Source organism: Serratia sp. GW822-FHT06D09 (assembly GCF_058799515.1).
The window spans coordinates 185,260-205,613 of record NZ_JBXALO010000007.1; the positions used below are offsets into that span (position 1 = coordinate 185,260).

General features: G+C 55.2%; 17 protein-coding genes and 1 tRNA gene. 16 read left to right on the top strand and 2 right to left on the bottom strand.

Annotated features, from left to right (window positions below):
• Entirely contained in the window at window positions 1-1,497 is a 1,497-nt protein-coding gene (gene ppx / locus AC1RKG_RS17735; protein WP_020824746.1) for an exopolyphosphatase, read from the bottom strand.
• A 6-nt stretch (window positions 1,498-1,503) separates the two neighbouring features.
• The gene (gene rhlB / locus AC1RKG_RS17740) at window positions 1,504-2,790 is read right to left on the bottom strand and encodes an ATP-dependent RNA helicase RhlB (protein WP_020824747.1); all 1,287 of its coding nucleotides are present in this window, start codon (window positions 2,788-2,790) and stop codon (window positions 1,504-1,506) included.
• Window positions 2,791-2,907: 117 nt separating this feature from the next.
• Between rhlB and trxA the strand changes: the two genes are divergently transcribed.
• The 16 genes from trxA to AC1RKG_RS17820 all read left to right on the top strand — a co-directional run bounded on the left by trxA (window position 2,908) and on the right by AC1RKG_RS17820 (window position 20,299).
• Window positions 2,908-3,234, top strand: a complete 327-nt coding sequence (gene trxA, locus AC1RKG_RS17745; RefSeq protein ID WP_020824748.1) for a thioredoxin TrxA — start codon at window positions 2,908-2,910, stop codon at window positions 3,232-3,234.
• 577 nt (window positions 3,235-3,811) lie between these two features.
• Window positions 3,812-5,071, top strand: a complete 1,260-nt coding sequence (gene rho / locus AC1RKG_RS17750; protein ID WP_004950874.1) for a transcription termination factor Rho — start codon at window positions 3,812-3,814, stop codon at window positions 5,069-5,071.
• Between the two features lie 315 nt (window positions 5,072-5,386).
• A complete protein-coding gene (gene wecA / locus AC1RKG_RS17755; RefSeq protein WP_115057947.1) occupies window positions 5,387-6,484 on the top strand; it encodes a UDP-N-acetylglucosamine--undecaprenyl-phosphate N-acetylglucosaminephosphotransferase in 1,098 nt (365 codons plus the stop codon).
• A gap of 20 nt (window positions 6,485-6,504) precedes the next feature.
• Window positions 6,505-7,557, top strand: a complete 1,053-nt coding sequence (gene wzzE, locus AC1RKG_RS17760; protein ID WP_041414104.1) for an ECA polysaccharide chain length modulation protein — start codon at window positions 6,505-6,507, stop codon at window positions 7,555-7,557.
• A gap of 84 nt (window positions 7,558-7,641) precedes the next feature.
• A complete protein-coding gene (wecB, locus tag AC1RKG_RS17765) occupies window positions 7,642-8,775 on the top strand; it encodes a non-hydrolyzing UDP-N-acetylglucosamine 2-epimerase (protein ID WP_122080551.1) in 1,134 nt (377 codons plus the stop codon).
• The gene (wecC, locus tag AC1RKG_RS17770; RefSeq protein WP_409325431.1) at window positions 8,772-10,034 is read left to right on the top strand and encodes a UDP-N-acetyl-D-mannosamine dehydrogenase; all 1,263 of its coding nucleotides are present in this window, start codon (window positions 8,772-8,774) and stop codon (window positions 10,032-10,034) included. Before wecB ends, wecC begins: the two co-directional genes overlap by 4 nt.
• Window positions 10,025-11,098 (top strand): dTDP-glucose 4,6-dehydratase, encoded by a 1,074-nt coding sequence (gene rffG, locus AC1RKG_RS17775; protein WP_185959358.1) that lies wholly within the window; start codon window positions 10,025-10,027, stop codon window positions 11,096-11,098. The genes wecC and rffG overlap by 10 nt, the downstream gene beginning before the upstream one ends.
• A gap of 48 nt (window positions 11,099-11,146) precedes the next feature.
• On the top strand, window positions 11,147-12,028 hold the full coding sequence (gene rfbA, locus AC1RKG_RS17780) for a glucose-1-phosphate thymidylyltransferase RfbA (protein WP_020824754.1): 882 nt from the start codon (window positions 11,147-11,149) through the stop codon (window positions 12,026-12,028).
• On the top strand, window positions 12,006-12,737 hold the full coding sequence (gene rffC / locus AC1RKG_RS17785; protein WP_493183540.1) for a dTDP-4-amino-4,6-dideoxy-D-galactose acyltransferase: 732 nt from the start codon (window positions 12,006-12,008) through the stop codon (window positions 12,735-12,737). Before rfbA ends, rffC begins: the two co-directional genes overlap by 23 nt.
• A complete protein-coding gene (gene rffA / locus AC1RKG_RS17790) occupies window positions 12,724-13,854 on the top strand; it encodes a dTDP-4-amino-4,6-dideoxygalactose transaminase (RefSeq protein ID WP_122080554.1) in 1,131 nt (376 codons plus the stop codon). The genes rffC and rffA overlap by 14 nt, the downstream gene beginning before the upstream one ends.
• Before the next feature lies 1 nt (window position 13,855).
• Entirely contained in the window at window positions 13,856-15,106 is a 1,251-nt protein-coding gene (gene wzxE, locus AC1RKG_RS17795; RefSeq protein ID WP_130016597.1) for a lipid III flippase WzxE, read from the top strand.
• Window positions 15,103-16,188: a TDP-N-acetylfucosamine:lipid II N-acetylfucosaminyltransferase gene (locus tag AC1RKG_RS17800; protein ID WP_493183541.1), complete on the top strand. Its 1,086-nt coding sequence runs from the start codon at window positions 15,103-15,105 to the stop codon at window positions 16,186-16,188. The genes wzxE and AC1RKG_RS17800 overlap by 4 nt, the downstream gene beginning before the upstream one ends.
• Window positions 16,185-17,561, top strand: a complete 1,377-nt coding sequence (gene wzyE / locus AC1RKG_RS17805; RefSeq protein ID WP_020824759.1) for an ECA oligosaccharide polymerase — start codon at window positions 16,185-16,187, stop codon at window positions 17,559-17,561. The genes AC1RKG_RS17800 and wzyE overlap by 4 nt, the downstream gene beginning before the upstream one ends.
• Before the next feature lie 14 nt (window positions 17,562-17,575).
• Window positions 17,576-18,316 (top strand): lipopolysaccharide N-acetylmannosaminouronosyltransferase, encoded by a 741-nt coding sequence (wecG, locus tag AC1RKG_RS17810; protein WP_128864831.1) that lies wholly within the window; start codon window positions 17,576-17,578, stop codon window positions 18,314-18,316.
• 367 nt (window positions 18,317-18,683) lie between these two features.
• Window positions 18,684-20,087, top strand: a complete 1,404-nt coding sequence (thrP, locus tag AC1RKG_RS17815) for a bifunctional threonine/serine APC transporter ThrP (RefSeq protein ID WP_020824761.1) — start codon at window positions 18,684-18,686, stop codon at window positions 20,085-20,087.
• 135 nt (window positions 20,088-20,222) lie between these two features.
• A tRNA-Arg gene (locus AC1RKG_RS17820) sits at window positions 20,223-20,299 on the top strand.
• Window positions 20,300-20,354: the final 55 nt, after the last annotated feature.

The window sequence follows — 20,354 nt, forward strand, 5'->3', positions numbered from 1 at the left end:
TTAACGTTGCTCTTCCAGTATCAGCGGCCAGTGAACGTAACTTTGCCAATGGCTTTCCTGCTCCAGCGCTTCTGCCCGTAACGGGTGCTGCTCCAGCCAGCCAGGCGGCAGGATCACCGTCAGCTCGTCATCATGATTGGCGCGCAGACGCACCGCAGGCAGCGTGTCGTCGCGGCGACGGCTGGCAAAGATGATCGCCAGGCGTAAAATCCGGCATAAACGTTGTGCCGTACGTGGCGGCAGGGCGTTTTGCTGGCTCAGCAGTGGCAAGTCGAGGGTGTTGCTCTGGTTTTGTAGCAGGGTGGCTAACAGTTTTTTCTGTGCCGGAGTGAAACCGGGTAAATCCAGATGGCGGATCAGGTAGGCGGCGTGTTGCGGCGCCTGCTTGAAATCAACGCTGAGGCCGATTTCGTGGATCAGACAGGCGCTGTGCAATAACTCGCGACATCGAGCGTCCAACTGCCATTCATTGCTCACCTGCTGCGAGAAATTGGCGGCCAGTTGGCTGACGCGCTCGGCCTGCTCGGTATCCAACAGATAACGCCGTTGCAGGTTGCGAATGGTGCGGCTGCGGATATCCTGTTCGACCGGCAAATGCAGCATGCCGTAAACCAGACCTTCGCGTAGCGCACCGCCGGCCAACATCATGCTTTCAATGCCCAACTCCTGGAAGATCGCCAGCAGAATGGACAGCCCGCTTGGGAATACCAAGGCGCGCTCCAGCGTTAGCCCTTCAATTTCCAGCTCTTCCAGCTTGCCGCACTGAATGGCGCGCTGTTTCAATTGGCGCAGTTTGGACAGGGTGATGCGTTCATCCATGCCCTGCGCCACCATGATTTCCTGCAGCGCCTGGACGGTGCCGGAAGCGCCGACGCAGATTTGCCAGCCGTGCTGACGCAGCTGCGGTGCTATCGGGCGCACCATTTCACGCGCAGCCTGTTCGGCCCGCTCGAAGTTTTCCTGCCCCAGATTACGATCGGTGAAGAACCGCTCCAGCCAGGTGACACAGCCCATCGACAGGCTATACAACTGAGCGGCCTGCGCACCGGTCCCCGTGACCAGCTCTGTGCTGCCGCCGCCGATATCGACCACCAAACGTTGGTCCGGACCGCCGGTGGTATGGGCTACACCGTGGTAAATCAGGCGCGCTTCTTCCTCGCCGCTGATCACCTGGATCGGGCATCCGAGAATCTGCTCGGCGGTCTGCAGGAATTCATCGGCATTGGACGCCAGCCGCAGCGTGGCCGTGGCGACCACGCGAATTTGCTCGCGAGGGATGTCCTGCAGGCGTTCGGCGAACAGCTTCAGGCATTGCCATCCGCGTTGCATGGCCTCATGCGACAGAAGGTTGTTCTGATCCAGTCCGGCCGCCAGACGCACTTTGCGCTTGATGCGCGCCAGGGTCTGAATACTGCCGGCCACCTCGCGCACCACCAACATGTGGAAGCTGTTGGAGCCGAGATCGATAGCGGCATAAAGTGCGCTGGAACTGAGCATTGTCTATCAGCCTGAACGTTTACGGTTGTTGCGCGGCGCACCGCCACGACGTGGCGCTGAGTTACGACGTGGACCGTTGCCGCCGCGTGGGCGAGCCAGGCGTTTCGGCGCAGGCAGGTCAGTCAGTAACGCATCGCTGTTGTACTTGCTCACCGGAATGCTGTGGCCGGTATAGGTTTCGATCGCCGGCAGGTTGAGCGCGTACTCTTCGCAGGCCAGGCTGATGGAATGGCCACTTTCGCCAGCACGGCCGGTACGACCGATACGGTGGACGTAGTCTTCGCAGTCGTCAGGCAAGTCGTAGTTGAATACGTGCGTCACCAACGGGATGTGCAGACCGCGAGCGGCGACGTCGGTGGCGACCAGAATATCCAGGTTGCCCTTGGTGAAATCGTCGAGAATGCGCAGGCGTTTTTTCTGCGCCACATCGCCGGTCAGCAGGCCTACGCGGTGACCATCGGCGGCCAGGTGGCCCCAGACGTCTTCACAGCGGTGCTTGGTGTTGGCGAAGATGATGCAGCGGTCTGGCCACTCTTCTTCGATCAACGTCTGCAGCAGACGCATCTTTTCTTCGTTAGAAGGGTAGAACAGCTCTTCTTTAATGCGGTGGCCGGTTTTTTGTTCCGGTTCCACTTCGACATATTCAGCGTTGTTCATCTGCTCGAAAGCCAGTTCGCGTACGCGATAGGACAGGGTGGCAGAGAACAGCATGTTCAGGCGTTGATCGACCGCAGGCATGCGGCGGAACAACCAGCGAATGTCTTTGATAAAGCCCAGATCGTACATACGGTCGGCTTCATCCAGTACCACGACCTGAATTGCGCCCAGATCGATATAGTTCTGTTTGGCGTAATCGATCAAACGACCGGTAGTACCGACCAGGATATCCACGCCGCTTTCCAGCACTTTCAGCTGTTTGTCGTAGCCGTCGCCGCCATACGCCAGGCCAAGTTTCAGGCCGGTGGATTGGGACAGGGCTTCCGCGTCGGAGTGGATCTGTACCGCCAGTTCACGCGTTGGCGCCATGATCAAGGCGCGCGGCTGGTTGGTCTGGCGATCCTGTTTCGCCGGGTGAGAAAGCAAATAGTGAAAAGTAGACGCTAAAAATGCCAGCGTCTTTCCGGTACCGGTTTGCGCCTGACCTGCAACGTCACGCCCGGAGAGCGTGAGCGGCAATGCTAACGCCTGGATAGGCGTGCAATGTTGAAACCCTTTCTTTTCAAGGGCTTCAAGGACTAACGGGTGCAGGGCGAAGTCGGAAAACTTCTGTTCGGTCAAGTGTGTTTTGCTCATAGTGTGGTAGAATATCAGCTAACTATTGCTTTACGAAAGCGTATCCGGTGAAATAAAGTCACCTTAGGTTGGTTAATGCTACACCAACAAGGTAGACACAATCCTTTGGAGTAGAACATGAGCGATAAAATTATTCACCTGACTGACGGCAGCTTCGAAAACGACGTGCTGAAAGCTGAAGGGCCAATCCTGGTCGATTTCTGGGCTGAATGGTGTGGACCGTGCAAGATGATTGCTCCGATTCTGGATGAGATTGCCGAGGAGTTCGAAGGCAAGCTGACCATCACCAAGCTGAATATCGACCAAAACCCGGCAACCGCACCTAAGTACGGTATCCGTGGTATCCCTACGCTGTTGCTGTTCAAGAACGGTGAAGTGGCCGCGACCAAGGTTGGTGCGCTGTCCAAAGGCCAGCTCAAAGATTTCCTTAACGCGAATCTGTAATCGGGCGGGATGCCCTATGCCCAAGGGGTCTGACGTCGCGGTAAAAAAGCCGCGAAGTGAGAGACTGCGGGGATATACAGGCGTCTAGCGGGGATGTTCAATTCACCGCTAGACGCCTGCCAAGAAGCGTGTTAAGTTTAACCATACTGCATATAGAACTTGCCCGAAGTTTTAAATCTAAAGAGTCTAAATCTAAAGCTTTACTCTGTGTTGAACCGCTGGCGTTGAAAGAAAAAATGAACTCAGCCCGTGTTTTAACAATCAAACGGTTTTGCAAAATCAATTTTAAGGTACCTTCGATCTTAAACCGTCAATGCGCGCGTCCTCTGTAAGCCATTTCTTACCGTGACGGCTCAGCGCCCGGCGATCGAACGTCCAGTAAACAGGCACGAATATCCAAAGGATTTCAAGGTGTGGCCCGTCGGCAACCGAACGAATCTCTGCAGCTTAGTCCGCTAAGTGGCGGGGTAAGCAAGGAAGGCCAAGGCAACCACCAGAAAGACGAAAGATATATCCCGCTGCCATACCATTCACGATACAAGTTCGAGACATACCCCGAGTTTAAGAACCCACCACTATGAATCTTACCGAATTAAAGAATACGCCGGTTTCTGAGCTGATTACTCTCGGCGAAAATATGGGGCTGGAAAACCTTGCCCGCATGCGCAAGCAGGACATTATCTTCTCTATCCTTAAGCAGCATGCGAAAAGTGGAGAAGATATCTTCGGCGATGGCGTGTTGGAGATATTGCAGGATGGATTTGGTTTCCTCCGCTCTGGAGACAGCTCCTACCTTGCAGGCCCCGACGACATCTACGTATCCCCCAGCCAAATCCGCCGTTTTAACCTCCGTACAGGTGACTCCGTTTCCGGTAAGATTCGTCCGCCAAAAGAAGGCGAGCGCTACTTTGCCCTGTTGAAAGTTAACGAAGTTAACTACGACAAACCGGAAAACGCCCGCAGCAAGATCCTGTTCGAGAACTTAACCCCACTGCATGCCAACTCCCGTCTGCGGATGGAACGCGGTAACGGTTCAACCGAAGACCTGACGGCTCGCGTGCTGGATCTGGCCTCGCCGATTGGCCGTGGTCAGCGTGGTCTGATTGTTGCTCCGCCGAAAGCCGGTAAAACCATGCTGCTGCAGAACATTGCACAAAGCATCGCTTACAACCATCCAGACTGCGTGTTGATGGTTCTGCTGATTGACGAACGCCCGGAAGAAGTTACCGAGATGCAGCGTCTGGTGAAGGGCGAAGTTATCGCTTCTACCTTTGACGAGCCGGCTTCCCGCCACGTCCAGGTTGCAGAAATGGTGATCGAGAAGGCCAAGCGCCTGGTTGAGCACAAGAAAGACGTTATCATCCTGCTCGACTCCATCACTCGTCTGGCGCGTGCCTACAACACCGTGGTACCGGCTTCCGGTAAAGTGTTGACCGGTGGTGTGGATGCCAACGCCCTGCATCGTCCCAAGCGTTTCTTCGGTGCGGCACGTAACGTTGAGGAAGGCGGCAGCCTGACCATCATCGCTACCGCGCTGGTCGACACCGGGTCGAAAATGGACGAGGTTATCTACGAAGAGTTTAAAGGTACCGGCAACATGGAATTGCATCTGGCGCGTAAAATCGCCGAGAAGCGCGTATTCCCTGCGATTGACTACAACCGCTCCGGTACCCGTAAAGAAGAATTACTCACCACGTCTGAAGAACTGCAGAAAATGTGGATCCTGCGTAAAATTATTCACCCAATGGGCGAAATTGACGCAATGGAATTCCTCATTAACAAGTTGGCCATGACCAAAACCAACGATGAATTCTTCGATATGATGAAGCGCTCATAAATGACGATGCGCTCATAATTGAGTAAAAAATTCAGAGAACGCCACGCCTAGTCGTGGCGTTTTTTGCTTTTGGCAGATACGATAAGTAACAGAAATGGAAACGTAAGTTATTTTCATGGCTTACTGAGAATTCATCTTATTTGCGGTCGGCGTTTCGTCGTTCGCACATTGTTACTGTTTAAACGGCAGACAGAAGCGTTGGAATAAGAATGAATGGCTGTTGTCATAGGAAATGACTGAAAGGTAGCGGGACCTCATGGCGCGACCTGTCGCCCGTGTTAAGCTGCCTTATCTTCTACAGAGATCTTGTTAACTGTGAACTTACTCACTATGAGTACTGAAATTCTATTTGTTTTCCTGTTTTCCTTGGCTTTTCTCTTTGTTGCTCGCAAAGCAGCAAAACGTATTGGACTGGTTGATAAACCTAATTACCGCAAACGTCATCAGGGGTTGATCCCACTTGTCGGAGGTATTTCTGTTTACGCCGGGCTGTGCTTCGCTTTCTTGATCTCTGACCAAACGATTGCGCACGGAAAACTCTACCTCGCCTGTGCGGGGTTATTAGTGTTTGTTGGTGCTCTCGACGATCGTTTCGATATCAGCGTTAAAATTCGTGCGCTGGTCCAGGCATTGGTCGGCATTGCGATGATGGTGTTTGCCGGGCTCTACCTGCGCAGTTTTGGTCATGTGCTTGGCGACTGGGAAATGCAACTGGGGCCGTTCGGCTATCTGGTCACGCTGTTTGCCGTTTGGGCGGCTATCAACGCCTTTAACATGGTAGACGGCATTGATGGCCTGCTGGGCGGGCTTTCGTGCGTTTCTTTCGGTGCGCTGGGCGTGCTGTTGTACCTGAGCGGCCACTCCGATTTGGCCTTCTGGTGCTTCGCGATGATTGCCGCTATCGTTCCTTATATCCTGCTTAACCTCGGCATTCTTGGCCGACGTTACAAGGTGTTTATGGGGGATGCCGGCAGTACGCTGATCGGTTTCACCGCAATTTGGCTGCTGCTGCAAAGTTCACAGGGTAAAGCCCATTCCATCAATCCTGTTACCGCCCTGTGGATTATCGCTATTCCATTGATGGACATGATTGCGATCATGTATCGGCGCTTACGCAAAGGGATGAGCCCCTTCTCTCCAGACCGTCAACACATTCACCATCTGATTATGCGCGCTGGCTTTACGCCACGGCAGGCCTTCGTGCTGATTACCCTGGCGGCGGCGCTGTTGGCGGCCATCGGCGTGATCGGCGAACGTCTTACTTTTATCCCTGAATGGGTAATGTTGGCATTATTTTTGCTTGCCTTCTTCTTGTACGGTTACTGCATTAAGCGCGCCTGGCGTGTTGCACGTTACATTAAGCGTATCAAACGGCGCCTGCGCCGTTCGAACGACAATAAGCAAGAATCCTAACCAGAGGCTTTTGGGCAGTGATGAATCCAGAAACAACGTCTGACAAGACTATCCCGGCAGTGGATAACGAACTCGATATTCGCGGCCTGTGCTGTACCCTGTGGCGCGGTAAGTCATGGATTATCGGTATTGCGGTACTGTTCGCCGTAGTGGCGCTGGTGGTGTCCTACCTGGTGAAACAGGAGTGGAGCGCGGCGGCGATTACCGATCGGCCAACGGTGAATGCGTTGGGGGGGTATTATTCCCAGCAACAGTTCCTGCGTAATCTGGATGTGCGCACTCTGCCGGCGGCGGCTACCGAGCAACCGGGCATCGCTGACGAAGCCTATAATGAATTTATTATGCAGCTGGCGGCTTACGATACGCGCCGAGATTTCTGGCTGCAGAGCGATTATTACAAACAGCGCCAGGAAGGCGACGCGGGCGCCGATGCGGCCTTGCTCGACGAGCTGATTAACAATATCCAGTTTACGCCGCGTGACGACAAAAAAGTGCCGAACGACGGTGTGAAACTGACGGCGGAAACGGCGGTAGATGCCAATCGCCTGCTGCGTCAGTACGTAGCGTTTGCCAGCCACCGCGCGGCTCAGCATTTAAACGAAGAGATCCAGGGTGCCTGGGCGGCTCGTACCACGTCGATGAAGGCGCAGGTCAAGCGCCAGGAAGCGGTGGCAGAGGCCGTGTACAAGCGTGAGCTGAACACCATCCAACAGGCGTTAAAAATTGCCGAGACGCAGGGCATTAGCCGGACTCAGACCGATACCCCGGCAGAACAGCTGCCAGACTCCGATTTGTTCCTGCTGGGCAAGCCTATGCTGCAGGCGCGTCTGGAAGGATTACAGGCTTCGGGCCCAACCTTTGATTTGGACTACGACCAAAATCGCGCGATGCTGGCGACCCTGAACGTTGGCCCAACGCTGGACGAGAAATTTCAGACTTACCGCTATTTGCGGACCCCGGAAGAGCCGGTAAAACGTGACAGCCCACGTCGTGTATTCTGGTTGATCATGTGGGGCGCGATGGGCGCTTTGGTTGGCGCAGGTGTTGCCCTGGTGCGTCGGCCGCGTAAATAAAAATAATATAATAATTCGCTGATGGGCGTGAGAGCGCCCAATTCGCAGGTTCGCCTGCGGTTAACCGACCAAAAGAGATTCGCTGTGAAAGTGTTGACTGTTTTCGGCACCAGACCTGAAGCCATCAAAATGGCACCGCTGGTACATGCCCTGGCTCAGGATGAAGCCTTTGAATCAAGAGTCTGCGTGACGGCACAGCATCGTGAGATGTTGGATCAGGTATTGCGGTTATTTGAGATAGTGCCTGATTACGATCTGAACATCATGAAACCCGGCCAGGGATTAAGTGAGATCACCTGCCGCATCCTTGAAGGCCTGAAAGGCGTTCTTGAGGAATTCAAACCGGATGTGGTGTTGGTTCATGGCGATACCACCACCACGCTGGCCACCAGCCTGGCGGCATTTTATCAGCGTATCCCGGTAGGGCATGTAGAGGCGGGCCTGCGTACCGGCGACCTTTACTCCCCGTGGCCGGAAGAGGCTAACCGCAAGCTGACCGGCCATCTGGCGATGTACCATTTTGCCCCGACGGAAAACTCGCGACAGAACCTGTTGCGCGAACTGTTACCGGACGATCATATCTTCGTCACAGGCAACACGGTAATCGACGCGTTGTTCTGGGTACGCGATCGGGTGATGGGGGATGCGGCCTTGCATGACAGCCTGGCTCAACGCTACCCGTTCCTGGATGCCGACAACAAAAAGTTGATTCTGGTAACTGGGCATCGCCGAGAAAGCTTTGGCGGTGGGTTCGAGCGAATTTGCAGCGCGCTGGCAGAAATTGCCCGTACTCATCCTGAAGTGCAGGTGGTGTATCCGGTGCATCTCAACCCCAACGTCAGCGAGCCGGTCAACCGCATTCTGAAAGGGATTGATAATATCATCCTGATAGATCCCCAGGATTATTTGCCCTTTGTCTATCTGATGGCCAAGTCATATATGATCCTGACCGACTCTGGCGGCATTCAGGAGGAGGCACCATCATTAGGTAAGCCGGTGCTGGTGATGCGTGACACCACCGAGCGGCCGGAGGCGGTAGATTCTGGCACGGTGCGGCTGGTGGGTACCGACGTAGCAAAAATTGTTGATGCGGTTAACCGGCTGCTGACGGACGAAAACGAATATCACGCCATGAGCCGGGCGCATAACCCTTACGGTGACGGGCATGCCTGCCAGCGTATTCTGGAAGCTTTGAAGAATCATCAGGTGACACTATGAGTTTTAACACTATTTCGGTTATCGGCCTGGGTTATATCGGTCTGCCAACGGCGGCGGCGTTTGCCTCCCGCAAGAAAAAAGTGGTGGGCGTAGATGTTAACCAACATGCGGTGGATACCATTAACCGTGGTGCGATCCATATCGTTGAACCCGACCTGGATAGAGTGGTGAAAGACGCGGTCGACGGCGGCTATCTGCAGGCGGTGACCAAACCTCTGGCAGCGGATGCTTTCCTGATTGCGGTACCGACGCCGTTTAAAGGCGACCATGAGCCGGATCTGGCGTATGTCGAGGCCGCCGCCAAATCTTTGGCGCCGGTGCTGAAAAAAGGCGATCTGGTGATCCTGGAGTCCACCTCGCCGGTGGGCGCGACCGAACAGATGGCGCAGTGGCTGACAGAAGCGCGTAGCGATCTCAGTTTCCCGCAGCAGGCCGGTGAGGCCGCTGATGTGAACATTGCCTACTGTCCGGAGCGCGTGCTGCCGGGGCAGGTGATGGTTGAGCTGATTCAAAACGATCGGGTGATTGGCGGTATGACGCCAAAATGCTCGGAGCGCGCCAGCGAGCTGTACAAGATTTTCCTCGAGGGCGAGTGTGTGATTACCAATTCACGCACCGCTGAGATGTGCAAGCTGACCGAAAATAGCTTCCGCGATGTGAATATCGCCTTTGCCAATGAGCTGTCGTTGATTTGTGCCGATCAGGGCATCAATGTCTGGGAGCTTATCCGCCTGGCGAATCGCCATCCGCGGGTCAATATTTTGCAGCCTGGTCCCGGCGTCGGCGGCCACTGTATTGCGGTCGACCCTTGGTTTATTGTCTCGCAAAATCCGCAGCAGGCGCGTTTGATTCATACCGCGCGCCTGGTGAATGACGGAAAACCGCTGTGGGTGGTTGATCGTGTGAAAGCCGCAGTGGCTGATTGTCTGGCTGCCACCGATAAGCGTGCGTCGGAAGTGAAAATTGCCTGCTTCGGCCTGGCATTCAAGCCGAATATCGACGACCTGCGCGAAAGCCCGGCGGTGGAAGTGGCGCATTTAATTGCTGATTGGCACGTGGGTGAAACCCTGGTGGTGGAGCCGAACGTTGAGCAACTGCCGAAATCGCTGGCGGGCCATGTGACGCTGAAAGCGATGGCCGACGCGTTGCAGCAGGCGGACGTGATCGTGATGTTGGTCGATCATAAGCAATTCAAGGCAATCAGGCCGGAAGAGATCACGCAATCCTGGGTAGTAGATACCAAAGGGGTATGGCGTTGAAACGTATTTTAGTCACTGGGGGCGCCGGTTTTATCGGTTCCGCGGTCGTCAGGCATATTATTGAAGCCACGCGGGACAGCGTGGTGGTGGTGGATAAGCTGACTTACGCCGGCAACCTGGAATCGCTTGCGGTGATTGCTGATAGCGAACGCTATTCGTTCGAGCAGGTGGATATCTGCGATCGCGCGGCATTGGATCGGGTGTTTGCCCAATATCAGCCGGATGTGGTCATGCACCTGGCGGCGGAAAGCCATGTCGATCGTTCGATTGATGGCCCGGCGGCCTTTATCGAGACTAACGTGGTGGGGACCTATACCCTGCTGGAGGCGGCCCGTCATTATTGGCATCCGCTGGAGGCGGAGAAGAAGCAGAGCTTCCGTTTCCACCATATCTCCACCGACGAAGTGTATGGCGACTTGCACGGTACGGATGACTTGTTCACCGAAACCACGCCTTACTCGCCAAGCAGCCCGTATTCGGCCTCCAAGGCGTCCAGCGACCATCTGGTCCGCGCCTGGCTGCGGACCTATGGCTTGCCGACGTTGGTCACCAACTGTTCCAACAACTACGGCCCGTACCACTTCCCGGAAAAACTTATCCCGCTGGTGATCCTCAATGCCGTTGCCGGCAAACCGTTGCCGGTGTATGGCAACGGTGCGCAGGTGCGTGACTGGCTGTATGTCGAAGACCATGCGCGCGCGTTGTATCAGGTCGTTACCGAAGGTGTGGTAGGGGAAACCTACAATATCGGTGGTCACAACGAGCGCAAGAATATTGAAGTAGTGCATACCATTTGCGATCTGCTGGAAGAACTGGCGCCGAACAAACCGCAGGGCGTGGCGCAATACCGCGATCTGATCACTTACGTCAAGGATCGCCCGGGCCATGATATGCGCTATGCGATCGACGCCGGGAAAATTGACCGGGAGCTGGGCTGGCACCCGCAAGAAACCTTTGAAAGCGGCATTCGCAAAACGGTTTCCTGGTACCTGAACAATGAAACCTGGTGGCGTCGCGTTCAGGATGGTTCCTATGCGGGTGAGCGTTTAGGTTTATCCGACTAAGTTTACCCGGGCTGCCTGAGTGGTGGCCCAGTGGATTCTGGAGTGAGTATGAAAGGTATTATTCTGGCGGGTGGATCCGGTACACGTTTGCATCCAATTACTCGCGGCGTATCCAAGCAGTTGCTCCCGATCTACGACAAGCCGATGATTTACTATCCGCTGTCGGTGCTGATGTTAGCCGGGATCCGCGACATTCTGATTATTTCCACACCGGAAGACCTCCCTTCATTCAGACGTCTGTTGGGTAACGGCGAAGAGTTTGGCATTAATCTCAGCTATGCCGAACAACCCAGCCCCGATGGTCTGGCTCAGGCGTTTCTGATCGGTGAAGAGTTCCTGGCCGGCGAGCCGAGCTGTCTGGTGTTAGGTGACAATATCTATTTTGGTCAAGGGTTTAGCCCGAAACTAAAAACGGTCGCTGCACGTACCCAGGGCGCTACCGTGTTCGGCTACCAGGTGATGGATCCCGAACGTTTTGGGGTGGTGGAGTTTGACGATAACTTCCGCGCTTTATCGATCGAAGAAAAGCCTGCCGAGCCCAAGTCCAACTGGGCGGTGACCGGCCTGTACTTCTACGACAGTCAGGTGGTGGAGTTTGCCAAACAGGTCAAGCCTTCCTCCCGTGGCGAGCTGGAAATTACCAGCATTAACCAGATGTATCTGGAGCGTGGCGAACTGACCGTTGAACTGCTGGGCCGCGGTTTCGCCTGGCTGGATACCGGTACTCATGACAGCCTGCTGGAAGCCAGCAGCTTCGTGCAGACGGTGGAAAAACGCCAGGGCTTTAAAATTGCCTGCCTGGAAGAGATCGCCTGGCGCAACGGTTGGCTGGATGATGACGGTGTGAAGCGTGCCGCACAGGCGCTGGTCAAAACCGGCTACGGCAAGTATCTGCTGGATTTATTGCATGCGCGTCCACGCCAATATTGAGCCCTTAGCCTGGGAAAGCGAATTTTTCGCTCTTGGCAGCGCCAGGCTCAACTTTTCCACCACGGCCCCGGCGTTGACCGAGGCCGGTCTGGCAGCCTACGCCTTGGTGCAAGCTAAAATCCCGGCGCACCAAACCGCCTGGGCGGACGCATTGTCGGGTCTGGGTTTCCAACTGGTTGAGGCTGAGGTCGATCTGTTGCTGAATATCGGCACGGAATGTGCATCGTCGCAGAGTGCGCTACCGCCAGCGATTCGCCTGGCAGTGCCGGAGGATATTCCGGTATTGCGTGCGGCAGCGGCCAATGTGTTCACCGCCAGCCGTTTTCGGGCCCCTTGGTACGACGTTCAGGATAGCGGGCGTTTCTATGCCGCCTGGATCGAAAAAGCGATACTGGGAACCTTCGATCACCAATGCCTGTTGGCACTGGACGAAGCCGGTCAGCCGGAGGGCTTTGTCAGCCTGCGTGATATCGGCGGCCAAGAGGTTAGAATCGGCCTGCTGGCAGCTTTCCCCGGCGCGTCAGGTAAAGGTATTGGTGCGCGATTAATGGCGGCGGCCATTGCAGAGTGTCGGAAAGACTCGCGGATGCGTCTGCGGGTGGCGACACAGCTCGGCAATATCGCCGCACTACGGCTCTATCAACGACAGGGTGCTGTTATTGAAAGCACCTCGTATTGGTTATACAGAGGAAAACATGATCCCATTTAACGCTCCGCCGGTTGTTGGCACTGAACTTGACTATATGCAGGCTGCGATGGACAGCGGCAAGCTGTGCGGAGATGGTGGTTTTACTCGCCGTTGCCAACAGTGGATGGAACAGCGTTTTGGCAGCCCGAAGGTGCTGTTGACGCCGTCCTGTACCGCGTCGCTGGAGATGGCGGCTATCCTGCTGGATATTCAGCCGGGTGATGAAGTGATCATGCCGAGCTTCACCTTTGTTTCAACCGCCAATGCCTTCGTGCTGCGCGGGGCCACCGTGGTGTTTGTCGATCTGCGTCCGGATACCATGAACATCGATGAGACTAAAATCGAAGCGGCTATCACCGATAAGACACGCGCTATCGTGCCGGTGCATTACGCCGGGGTGGCCTGCGAGATGGACACCATCATGGCGCTGGCGAAAAAATATAACCTGCGGGTGGTAGAAGACGCCGCGCAGGGTGTGATGTCCACTTACAAGGGCAAAGCGCTCGGTACCATTGGTCATATTGGCTGTTTTAGCTTCCACGAAACCAAAAACTACACTGCCGGCGGTGAGGGCGGCGCAACGCTGATCAACGATCCGGCGCTGATCGACCGGGCAGAAGTCATTCGTGAGAAAGGCACCAACCGCAGCCAGTTCTTCCGTGGGCAGGTGGACAAGTATACCTGGCGCGATATCGGTTCCAGCTATCTGATGTCAGATTTGCAGGCTGCCTATCTCTGGGGCCAGCTCGAAGCGGCTGACCGCATCAACCAGCGTCGTCTGGCACTGTGGCAGACCTATTATGACAGCCTGCTGCCGTTGGCAAACGCCGGCCGTATTGTGCTGCCGACCATCCCGGCGGACTGCGTGCATAATGCGCACATGTTCTATATCAAACTGCGTGATATTGAAGATCGCACGGCCTTTATCGATTATCTGAAAGAAGCGGAAATCATGGCGGTGTTCCATTACATCGCGCTGCACGACTGCCCGGCGGGCGATCGTTTTGGCCGTTTTTCCGGCGAAGACCGCTTCACCAGCCAGGAAAGTGCGCGTCTGGTGCGTCTGCCGTTGTTCTACAATATGTCTGATGTCACTCAACGTACGGTGATCAATACCATTCTTAGCTTCTGCGCCTGATATGTCGTTGGCAAAAGCATCAATTTGGACCGCGGGCTCCACGCTGATCAAGATTGGCGTGGGGCTGTTGGTGGTGAAACTGCTGGCGGTGGCCTTTGGCCCCAGCGGGGTTGGGCAGGCGGGCAACTTCCGTCAGCTGATTACCGTGCTGGGCGTGCTGTCCGGTGCCGGGATTTTTAACGGCATCACCAAGTACGTAGCTGAATATCATCAGGATCCGCAGCGGTTACGGCTGGCTGTTGGAACGGCGTCAAGCATCGTGCTGGGCTTTTCCACGCTGTTGGCGCTGGTTTTTCTGTTTGCGGCGGAGCCTATCAGTATCGGGTTGTTCGGCCATGCTGACTATGTCGGCGTGGTGCGGGCGGTAGCCTTTATTCAGATGGGTATCGCCTATGCCAACCTGTTTATGGCGGTGCTGAAAGGCTACCGCGATGCGATGGGCAACGCGCTGGCGGTGATTGGCGGTAGCCTGATTGGCGTGGTGGCTTACTACCTGTGCTTTAAGCTGGGCGGCTACGAAGGCGCGCTGGCGGGGTTGGCACTGGTGCCGGCCTTGGTGGTGTTGCCCGCAGGTTTTATCCTTTGGCGGCGCAAAACCTTGCCGCTGCGCTATTTGGCATTGGCATGGGACAAGGCGTTAGCCAGCCATCTTGGCAAGTTCACCATCATGGCATTGATCACATCAGTGACGCTGCCGGTGGCCTATGTGATGATGCGTAACCTGCTGGCCAGCCATTACAGTTGGGATGAGGTCGGGATTTGGCAGGGCGTCAGCAGTATTTCCGACGCTTACCTGCAGTTTATCACCGCCTCGTTTACCGTTTATCTGCTGCCAACGCTGTCGCGGCTGAAGGAAAAAAGCGCCATCTCTCAAGAGATTGTGCGCTCATTAAAATTTGTACTGCCTGCAGTAGCGGCGGCGAGTTTCACGGTCTGGTTACTGCGCGACTTCGCCATCTGGTTGCTGTTCACGGACAAATTCGTCGCGATGCGCGATCTGTTTGCCTGGCAACTGGTAGGGGACGTACTGAAAGTGGGCGCCTATGTGTTCGGCTATCTGGTGATTGCCAAGGCGTCGCTGCGTTTTTATATCCTGACCGAAGTCAGTCAGTTCCTGCTGTTAACGCTGTTCTCGCATTGGTTGATACCGCTGCATGGTGCGCTGGGAGCGGCACAGGCCTACATGGCAACCTACATCGTGTACTTCACGCTCTGTAGCTGCGTATTTATTCTTTACCGTAGACGAGTATGACGACACTGATTCACGTATTGGGATCTGACATCCCGCATCACAATCAGACGGTGCTGCGTTTCTTCAACGATGTGTTGGCGAAACGCCTGCCGTCCGAACAGACGCGTCATTTTATGGTGGCTGCCAAAGATGCCGCTGCGTTAGGGGGGTTCCCCGAGCTGAGCATTGAATGCCATCCGAACAAGAAAAGTCTGGCGATGGCGGTCATTGCCCGCGCGCAGGCCGATCGCAATCAACGTTTCTTCCTGCACGGCCAGTTTAACCCTACGCTGTGGTTGGCGTTGCTGAGCGGTAAAATCAAGGCCGATCAGGTGAGTTGGCATATCTGGGGCGCTGATTTGTATGAAAACGCCACCAGTTGGAAATTCCGTCTGTTCTATTTGCTGCGCCGTATTGCGCAGGGCAGAGTGAGACACGTGTTCGCGACCCGCGGTGATATTATTCATTACCAGCAGCGCCATGCCCGCGTACCGGCCTCTCTGTTGTATTTCCCGACGCGGATGGATCCGGCGTTAACCGGCATTGAGGTAGAGAAAAACCTGGCCGGGCCGATGACCATTCTGGTGGGGAACTCTGGCGATCGTACCAACCGTCATATTGAGGCGTTGAAAGCGATTCATCAGCAGTTTGGCGCCGAGGTGCGGGTGATCCTGCCGATGGGCTACCCGGCCAATAACGACGCCTATATTGAACAGGTGCGCAGCGCCGGGCTAAAGCTGTTCAGCGCCAGGAACCTGCAGGTGCTGACGCAGCAGGTGGCGTTCGACGATTATCTGAATATCCTGCGCGAGTGCGATCTCGGTTACTTTATTTTTAACCGCCAGCAGGGCATAGGCACGCTGTGTCTTCTGATCCAGTTTGGCGTGCCCTTTGTGCTGAGCCGGCAGAACCCGTTCTGGCAGGATCTGGCGGAGCAACATCTGCCGGTGCTGTTCTATGGCGATTCGCTGGATGAGGCGGTAGTGCGTGAAGCGCAACGCCAACTGGCATCCGTCGATAAACAGGCCATCGCTTTCTTCAACCCTAATTACGTTGATGGCTGGCAGCAGGCATTAACCCTGGCGGCAGGGGACAACGTATGACGCTGGCGCAATTTGGCGGGTTGTTTATCGTTTATCTGGTGAGCGTGCTGTTTATTCTGACGCTGGCTTACCAGGAGTTTAGGCGCGTCCGTTTCAATTTTAACGTCTTCTTTACGCTACTGTATTTGCTGACGTTTTACTTCGGTTTCCCGCTGACCTGTCTGCTGGTGTTTCAGTTTGACGTCGAGGTGGTACCGGTAGAGTTTTTACTCTATGCGATCCTCTCCGCTACTGCGTTTTATGCGATTTATTACGTCAGCTATAAAACCCGGCTGCGAAAGCGCAGCGTGCAACCGCGTAAGCCGGTGTTCACCATGAACCGGGTGGAAACCCATCTGACCTGGATGCTGCTGGCGCTGGTGGCGATGGCGACCGTCGGCATTTTCTTCATGCAAAACGGTTTCCTGCTGTTCAAGCTCAACTCTTACAGCCAAATTTTCTCCAGCGATGTCTCCGGGGTGGCGCTCAAGCGGTTCTTCTATTTCTTCATCCCGGCGATGCTGGTGGTGTATTTCCTGAAGCAAGATCTGCGCGCCTGGTTCTTTTTCCTGGCGGCGACGGTGGCCTTTGGCATCCTGACTTACGTGATAGTTGGCGGTACCCGCGCCAATATCATTATTGCCTTCTCGCTGTTTCTGTTTATCGGCATCGTGCGCGGCTGGATCTCGTTGTGGATGCTGGTGGCCGCCGGCGTGTTTGGTATCGTCGGCATGTTCTGGCTGGCGTTAAAGCGCTACAGCCTGGACGTCAGCGGTCCCGAAGCGTTCTATACCTTCCTTTACCTGACGCGCGATACCTTCTCGCCATGGGAAAACCTGGCGCTGTTGCTGCAAAACTACGACAAGATTGACTTCCAGGGCCTGGCACCGATAGTGCGCGATTTCTACGTGTTCATTCCGGCCTGGCTGTGGCCGGGGCGACCGGACACGGTGCTCAATAGCGCCAACTATTTCACCTGGGAAGTGTTGAATAACCATTCCGGCCTGGCGATATCACCCACGCTTATCGGCTCACTGGTGGTGATGGGCGGTGCGGTGTTTATTCCCGTTGGCGCGGTACTGGTCGGGATGATCATCAAGTGGTTCGACTGGCTGTATGAGATGGGCAAAAGCGAACCTAACCGGTATAAGGCCGCGATATTGCAAAGTTTCTGCTTCGGTGCGGTTTTCAACATCATCGTGTTGGCGCGCGAAGGGGTAGATTCCTTTGTCTCGCGAGTGGTGTTCTTCTGCCTTATTTTTGGCGCCTGCCTGCTGATGGCTAAGTTGTTGTACTGGCTGTTTGACACTGCCGGGTTGATTAAGGCACGGGTGCGGCGTACGCGTACGCTGGCATCGACGCCATCATCCGTTCGGGTCGACGGCCTTCTGTAAGGGTAATAATAACGATGGAAGCAAAGATTTCGGTTCCCCAATATGAGCTGCGCGGTTTCAGCCTGTGGGGATTTCGCGATATGGCGCAATGCCTGGATTTTCTGTTTGACGGCGGCCGGGTAAAGCAGGGCACGCTGGTCGCGATGAATGCCGAAAAGATCCTCAAGGCGGAAGAAGATACTGCGCTGCACGCCTTGCTGGATGAAGCCGAATACAAGTATGCGGACGGGATCAGCATGGTACGTTCGATCCGCCGTAAATACCCGCGGGCAGAGGTATCGCGCGTCGCGGGAGCCGACCTGTGGGAAGCGTTGATGCAGCGCGCCGGACGCGAGGGTACGCCGGTCTTCCTGATTGGCGGCAAACCCTCGGTGCTGGCGGAAACCGAACAGAAGCTGCGTAGCCAGTGGAATGTAAACCTGGTGGGCAGCCAGGACGGTTATTTCAAGCCTGAACAGCGAGATGCGCTGTTCGAACGCATTCGCGGCAGCGGTGCCGCCATTGTGACGGTGGCCATGGGATCGCCGAAACAGGAAATCCTGATGCGTGACTGCCGTAAAGTGCATCCGCAGGCGCTCTATATGGGCGTAGGCGGTACTTACGACGTGTTCACCGGGCACGTGAAGCGTGCGCCAAAGATTTGGCAGAACCTCGGTCTGGAGTGGTTGTATCGGCTGCTAAGCCAACCGAGCCGCCTGGGGCGCCAACTTAAACTGCTGAAGTTTGTCGGCTACTATTACCGCGGTAAGATGTGATCTCTGCGTTGGGGCGGAGGATCCCGCCCCGATGCAACCAATTGTTCAAATAACCTGCTTTATGGCGTATTCGTCAGCACCCCTATAACCTCAGCCCATAAACTCACCTGTATTTATTCCATAAAGTTTTAAATTGCGGTTTGCTTATAGCGGCAAAATGCGAAACGATACCGCCCGGAAATTATCCCTGAGCGTTGGCGCAAAACGTGATAGCGCTTAACGACGTTTTTCTCACCGTAAGATCGTCCCATCACAAGCTGGTGTCCGCCAACGCGGCGGGAGAGGTTTTACGCTATTTTCATTAAAACAATAACGACCGGTAACGGCCGGCATGCAAACACAATCAAAAAAATAATATTGAGGATTTATGGCACACAAAGAAAAACCGCAAGGCCTACACCGGGGGCTGGAAGCCCGGCATATCGAGCTGATTGCTCTGGGAGGCACCATCGGGGTGGGCCTGTTTATGGGCTCGGCCAGTACGCTGAAATGGGCGGGGCCTTCGGTGTTGCTGGCTTATATTATTGCCGGCCTGTTCGTGTTCTTCATTATGCGTTCGATGGGCGAGATGCTGTTCCTTGAACCGGTCGCGGGCTCCTTTGCCGTTTATGCCCATAAATACATGAATCCCTATTTTGGCTACCTGACCGCCTGGGGCTATTGGTTTATGTGGATTGCCGTAGGCATCTCGGAAATCACCGCCGTTGGGGTCTACGTGCAGTTTTGGTTCCCGGAAATCCCGCAGTGGATACCGGCGTTGATCGCCGTGGCGATGGTAGCGCTGGCCAACCTGGCCGCCGTGCGTCTCTACGGCGAGCTGGAGTTCTGGTTTGCCATGATCAAGGTTACCACCATCATTGTGATGATTTTGGTGGGGTTGGGGGTGATCTTCTTTGGCTTCGGGAATGGCGGGCAGCCGATTGGCTTTGCCAACCTGACCGAGCACGGCGGTTTCTTTGCCGGCGGCTGGAAGGGCTTCCTGTTCGCGCTTTGTATTGTTGTGGCGTCCTATCAGGGCGTTGAACTGGTGGGGATCACCGCCGGTGAAGCCAAAAACCCGCAGGTGACTCTGAAGCGTGCGATTAACAATATCCTGTGGCGTATCCTGATCTTCTACGTCGGTGCCATTTTTGTCATCGTCACCATTTTCCCCTGGAACGGCATTGGCACCGCAGGTAGCCCCTTCGTGCTGACCTTTGCCAAGATCGGTATTGTCGCTGCCGCCGGTATCATTAACTTTGTGGTGCTCACGGCTGCGCTTTCAGGCTGTAACAGCGGGATGTATAGCGGTGGCCGTATGCTGTACGCACTGGCTAAAAACCGGCAGTTGCCGGCGTCGTTGACCAAGCTGTCCGCCAACGGCGTGCCGGTTAACTGTATCGCCGTGACCATTGCCTGTCTGTTAGTCGGTTCCGGATTGAATTACCTCATTCCCAATCCGCAGGCGGTGTTTGTCTATGTCTACAGCGCCAGCGTGTTGCCGGGCATGGTGCCGTGGTTCGTGGTGCTGATTAGCCAACTGTATTTCCGCCGTGCCCATAAGGAAGCGATTAAAACCCACAGCTTTAAGTCGATTATGTTCCCCTATGTGAACTATCTGACCATCGCTTTCTTGGTCTGCGTGCTGATCGGCATGGGAATTAACCCGGATACGCGAATTTCTTTGCTGGTCGGGGCGATTTTCTTAGCGGCAGTCAGCCTGTGCTACTTTGCTTTCGGCATGCACAAGAAACATCATCCGGCTGAAAAACGGACAGAAACACAGCAATAACCGGTGAAAAGGGGCTACGGATAGCGCTTTCCTGCGCGGGAGTGAGCAAAGCGTAATCAAACACAACATTTCTGCGAAAAAGCACTAGACAGGATTGGGTTAAATCCGTAGTATCCCCTCCCGCAACGGCGCTATGCGCCCGTAGCTCAGCTGGATAGAGCGCTGCCCTCCGGAGGCAGAGGTCTCAGGTTCGAATCCTGTCGGGCGCACCATTAAGTTTGTGTGCAAGAGCTGCGGTGGTAGTATTACCGCGTGAAGTAGTTAAGA

Bases quoted from the DNA above. Each gene is read 5' to 3' on its own strand.
- ppx (WP_020824746.1), bottom strand. From the start codon at position 1,497: ATGCTCAGTTCCAGCGCACTTTATGCCGCTATCGATCTCGGCTCCAAC.
- rhlB (WP_020824747.1), bottom strand. From the start codon at position 2,790: ATGAGCAAAACACACTTGACCGAACAGAAGTTTTCCGACTTCGCCCTG.
- trxA (WP_020824748.1), top strand. From the start codon at position 2,908: ATGAGCGATAAAATTATTCACCTGACTGACGGCAGCTTCGAAAACGAC.
- rho (WP_004950874.1), top strand. From the start codon at position 3,812: ATGAATCTTACCGAATTAAAGAATACGCCGGTTTCTGAGCTGATTACT.
- wzzE (WP_041414104.1), top strand. From the start codon at position 6,505: ATGAATCCAGAAACAACGTCTGACAAGACTATCCCGGCAGTGGATAAC.
- wecC (WP_409325431.1), top strand. From the start codon at position 8,772: ATGAGTTTTAACACTATTTCGGTTATCGGCCTGGGTTATATCGGTCTG.
- rffG (WP_185959358.1), top strand. From the start codon at position 10,025: ATGGCGTTGAAACGTATTTTAGTCACTGGGGGCGCCGGTTTTATCGGT.
- rfbA (WP_020824754.1), top strand. From the start codon at position 11,147: ATGAAAGGTATTATTCTGGCGGGTGGATCCGGTACACGTTTGCATCCA.
- rffC (WP_493183540.1), top strand. From the start codon at position 12,006: ATGCGCGTCCACGCCAATATTGAGCCCTTAGCCTGGGAAAGCGAATTT.
- rffA (WP_122080554.1), top strand. From the start codon at position 12,724: ATGATCCCATTTAACGCTCCGCCGGTTGTTGGCACTGAACTTGACTAT.
- wzxE (WP_130016597.1), top strand. From the start codon at position 13,856: ATGTCGTTGGCAAAAGCATCAATTTGGACCGCGGGCTCCACGCTGATC.
- AC1RKG_RS17800 (WP_493183541.1), top strand. From the start codon at position 15,103: ATGACGACACTGATTCACGTATTGGGATCTGACATCCCGCATCACAAT.
- wzyE (WP_020824759.1), top strand. From the start codon at position 16,185: ATGACGCTGGCGCAATTTGGCGGGTTGTTTATCGTTTATCTGGTGAGC.
- wecG (WP_128864831.1), top strand. From the start codon at position 17,576: ATGGAAGCAAAGATTTCGGTTCCCCAATATGAGCTGCGCGGTTTCAGC.
- thrP (WP_020824761.1), top strand. From the start codon at position 18,684: ATGGCACACAAAGAAAAACCGCAAGGCCTACACCGGGGGCTGGAAGCC.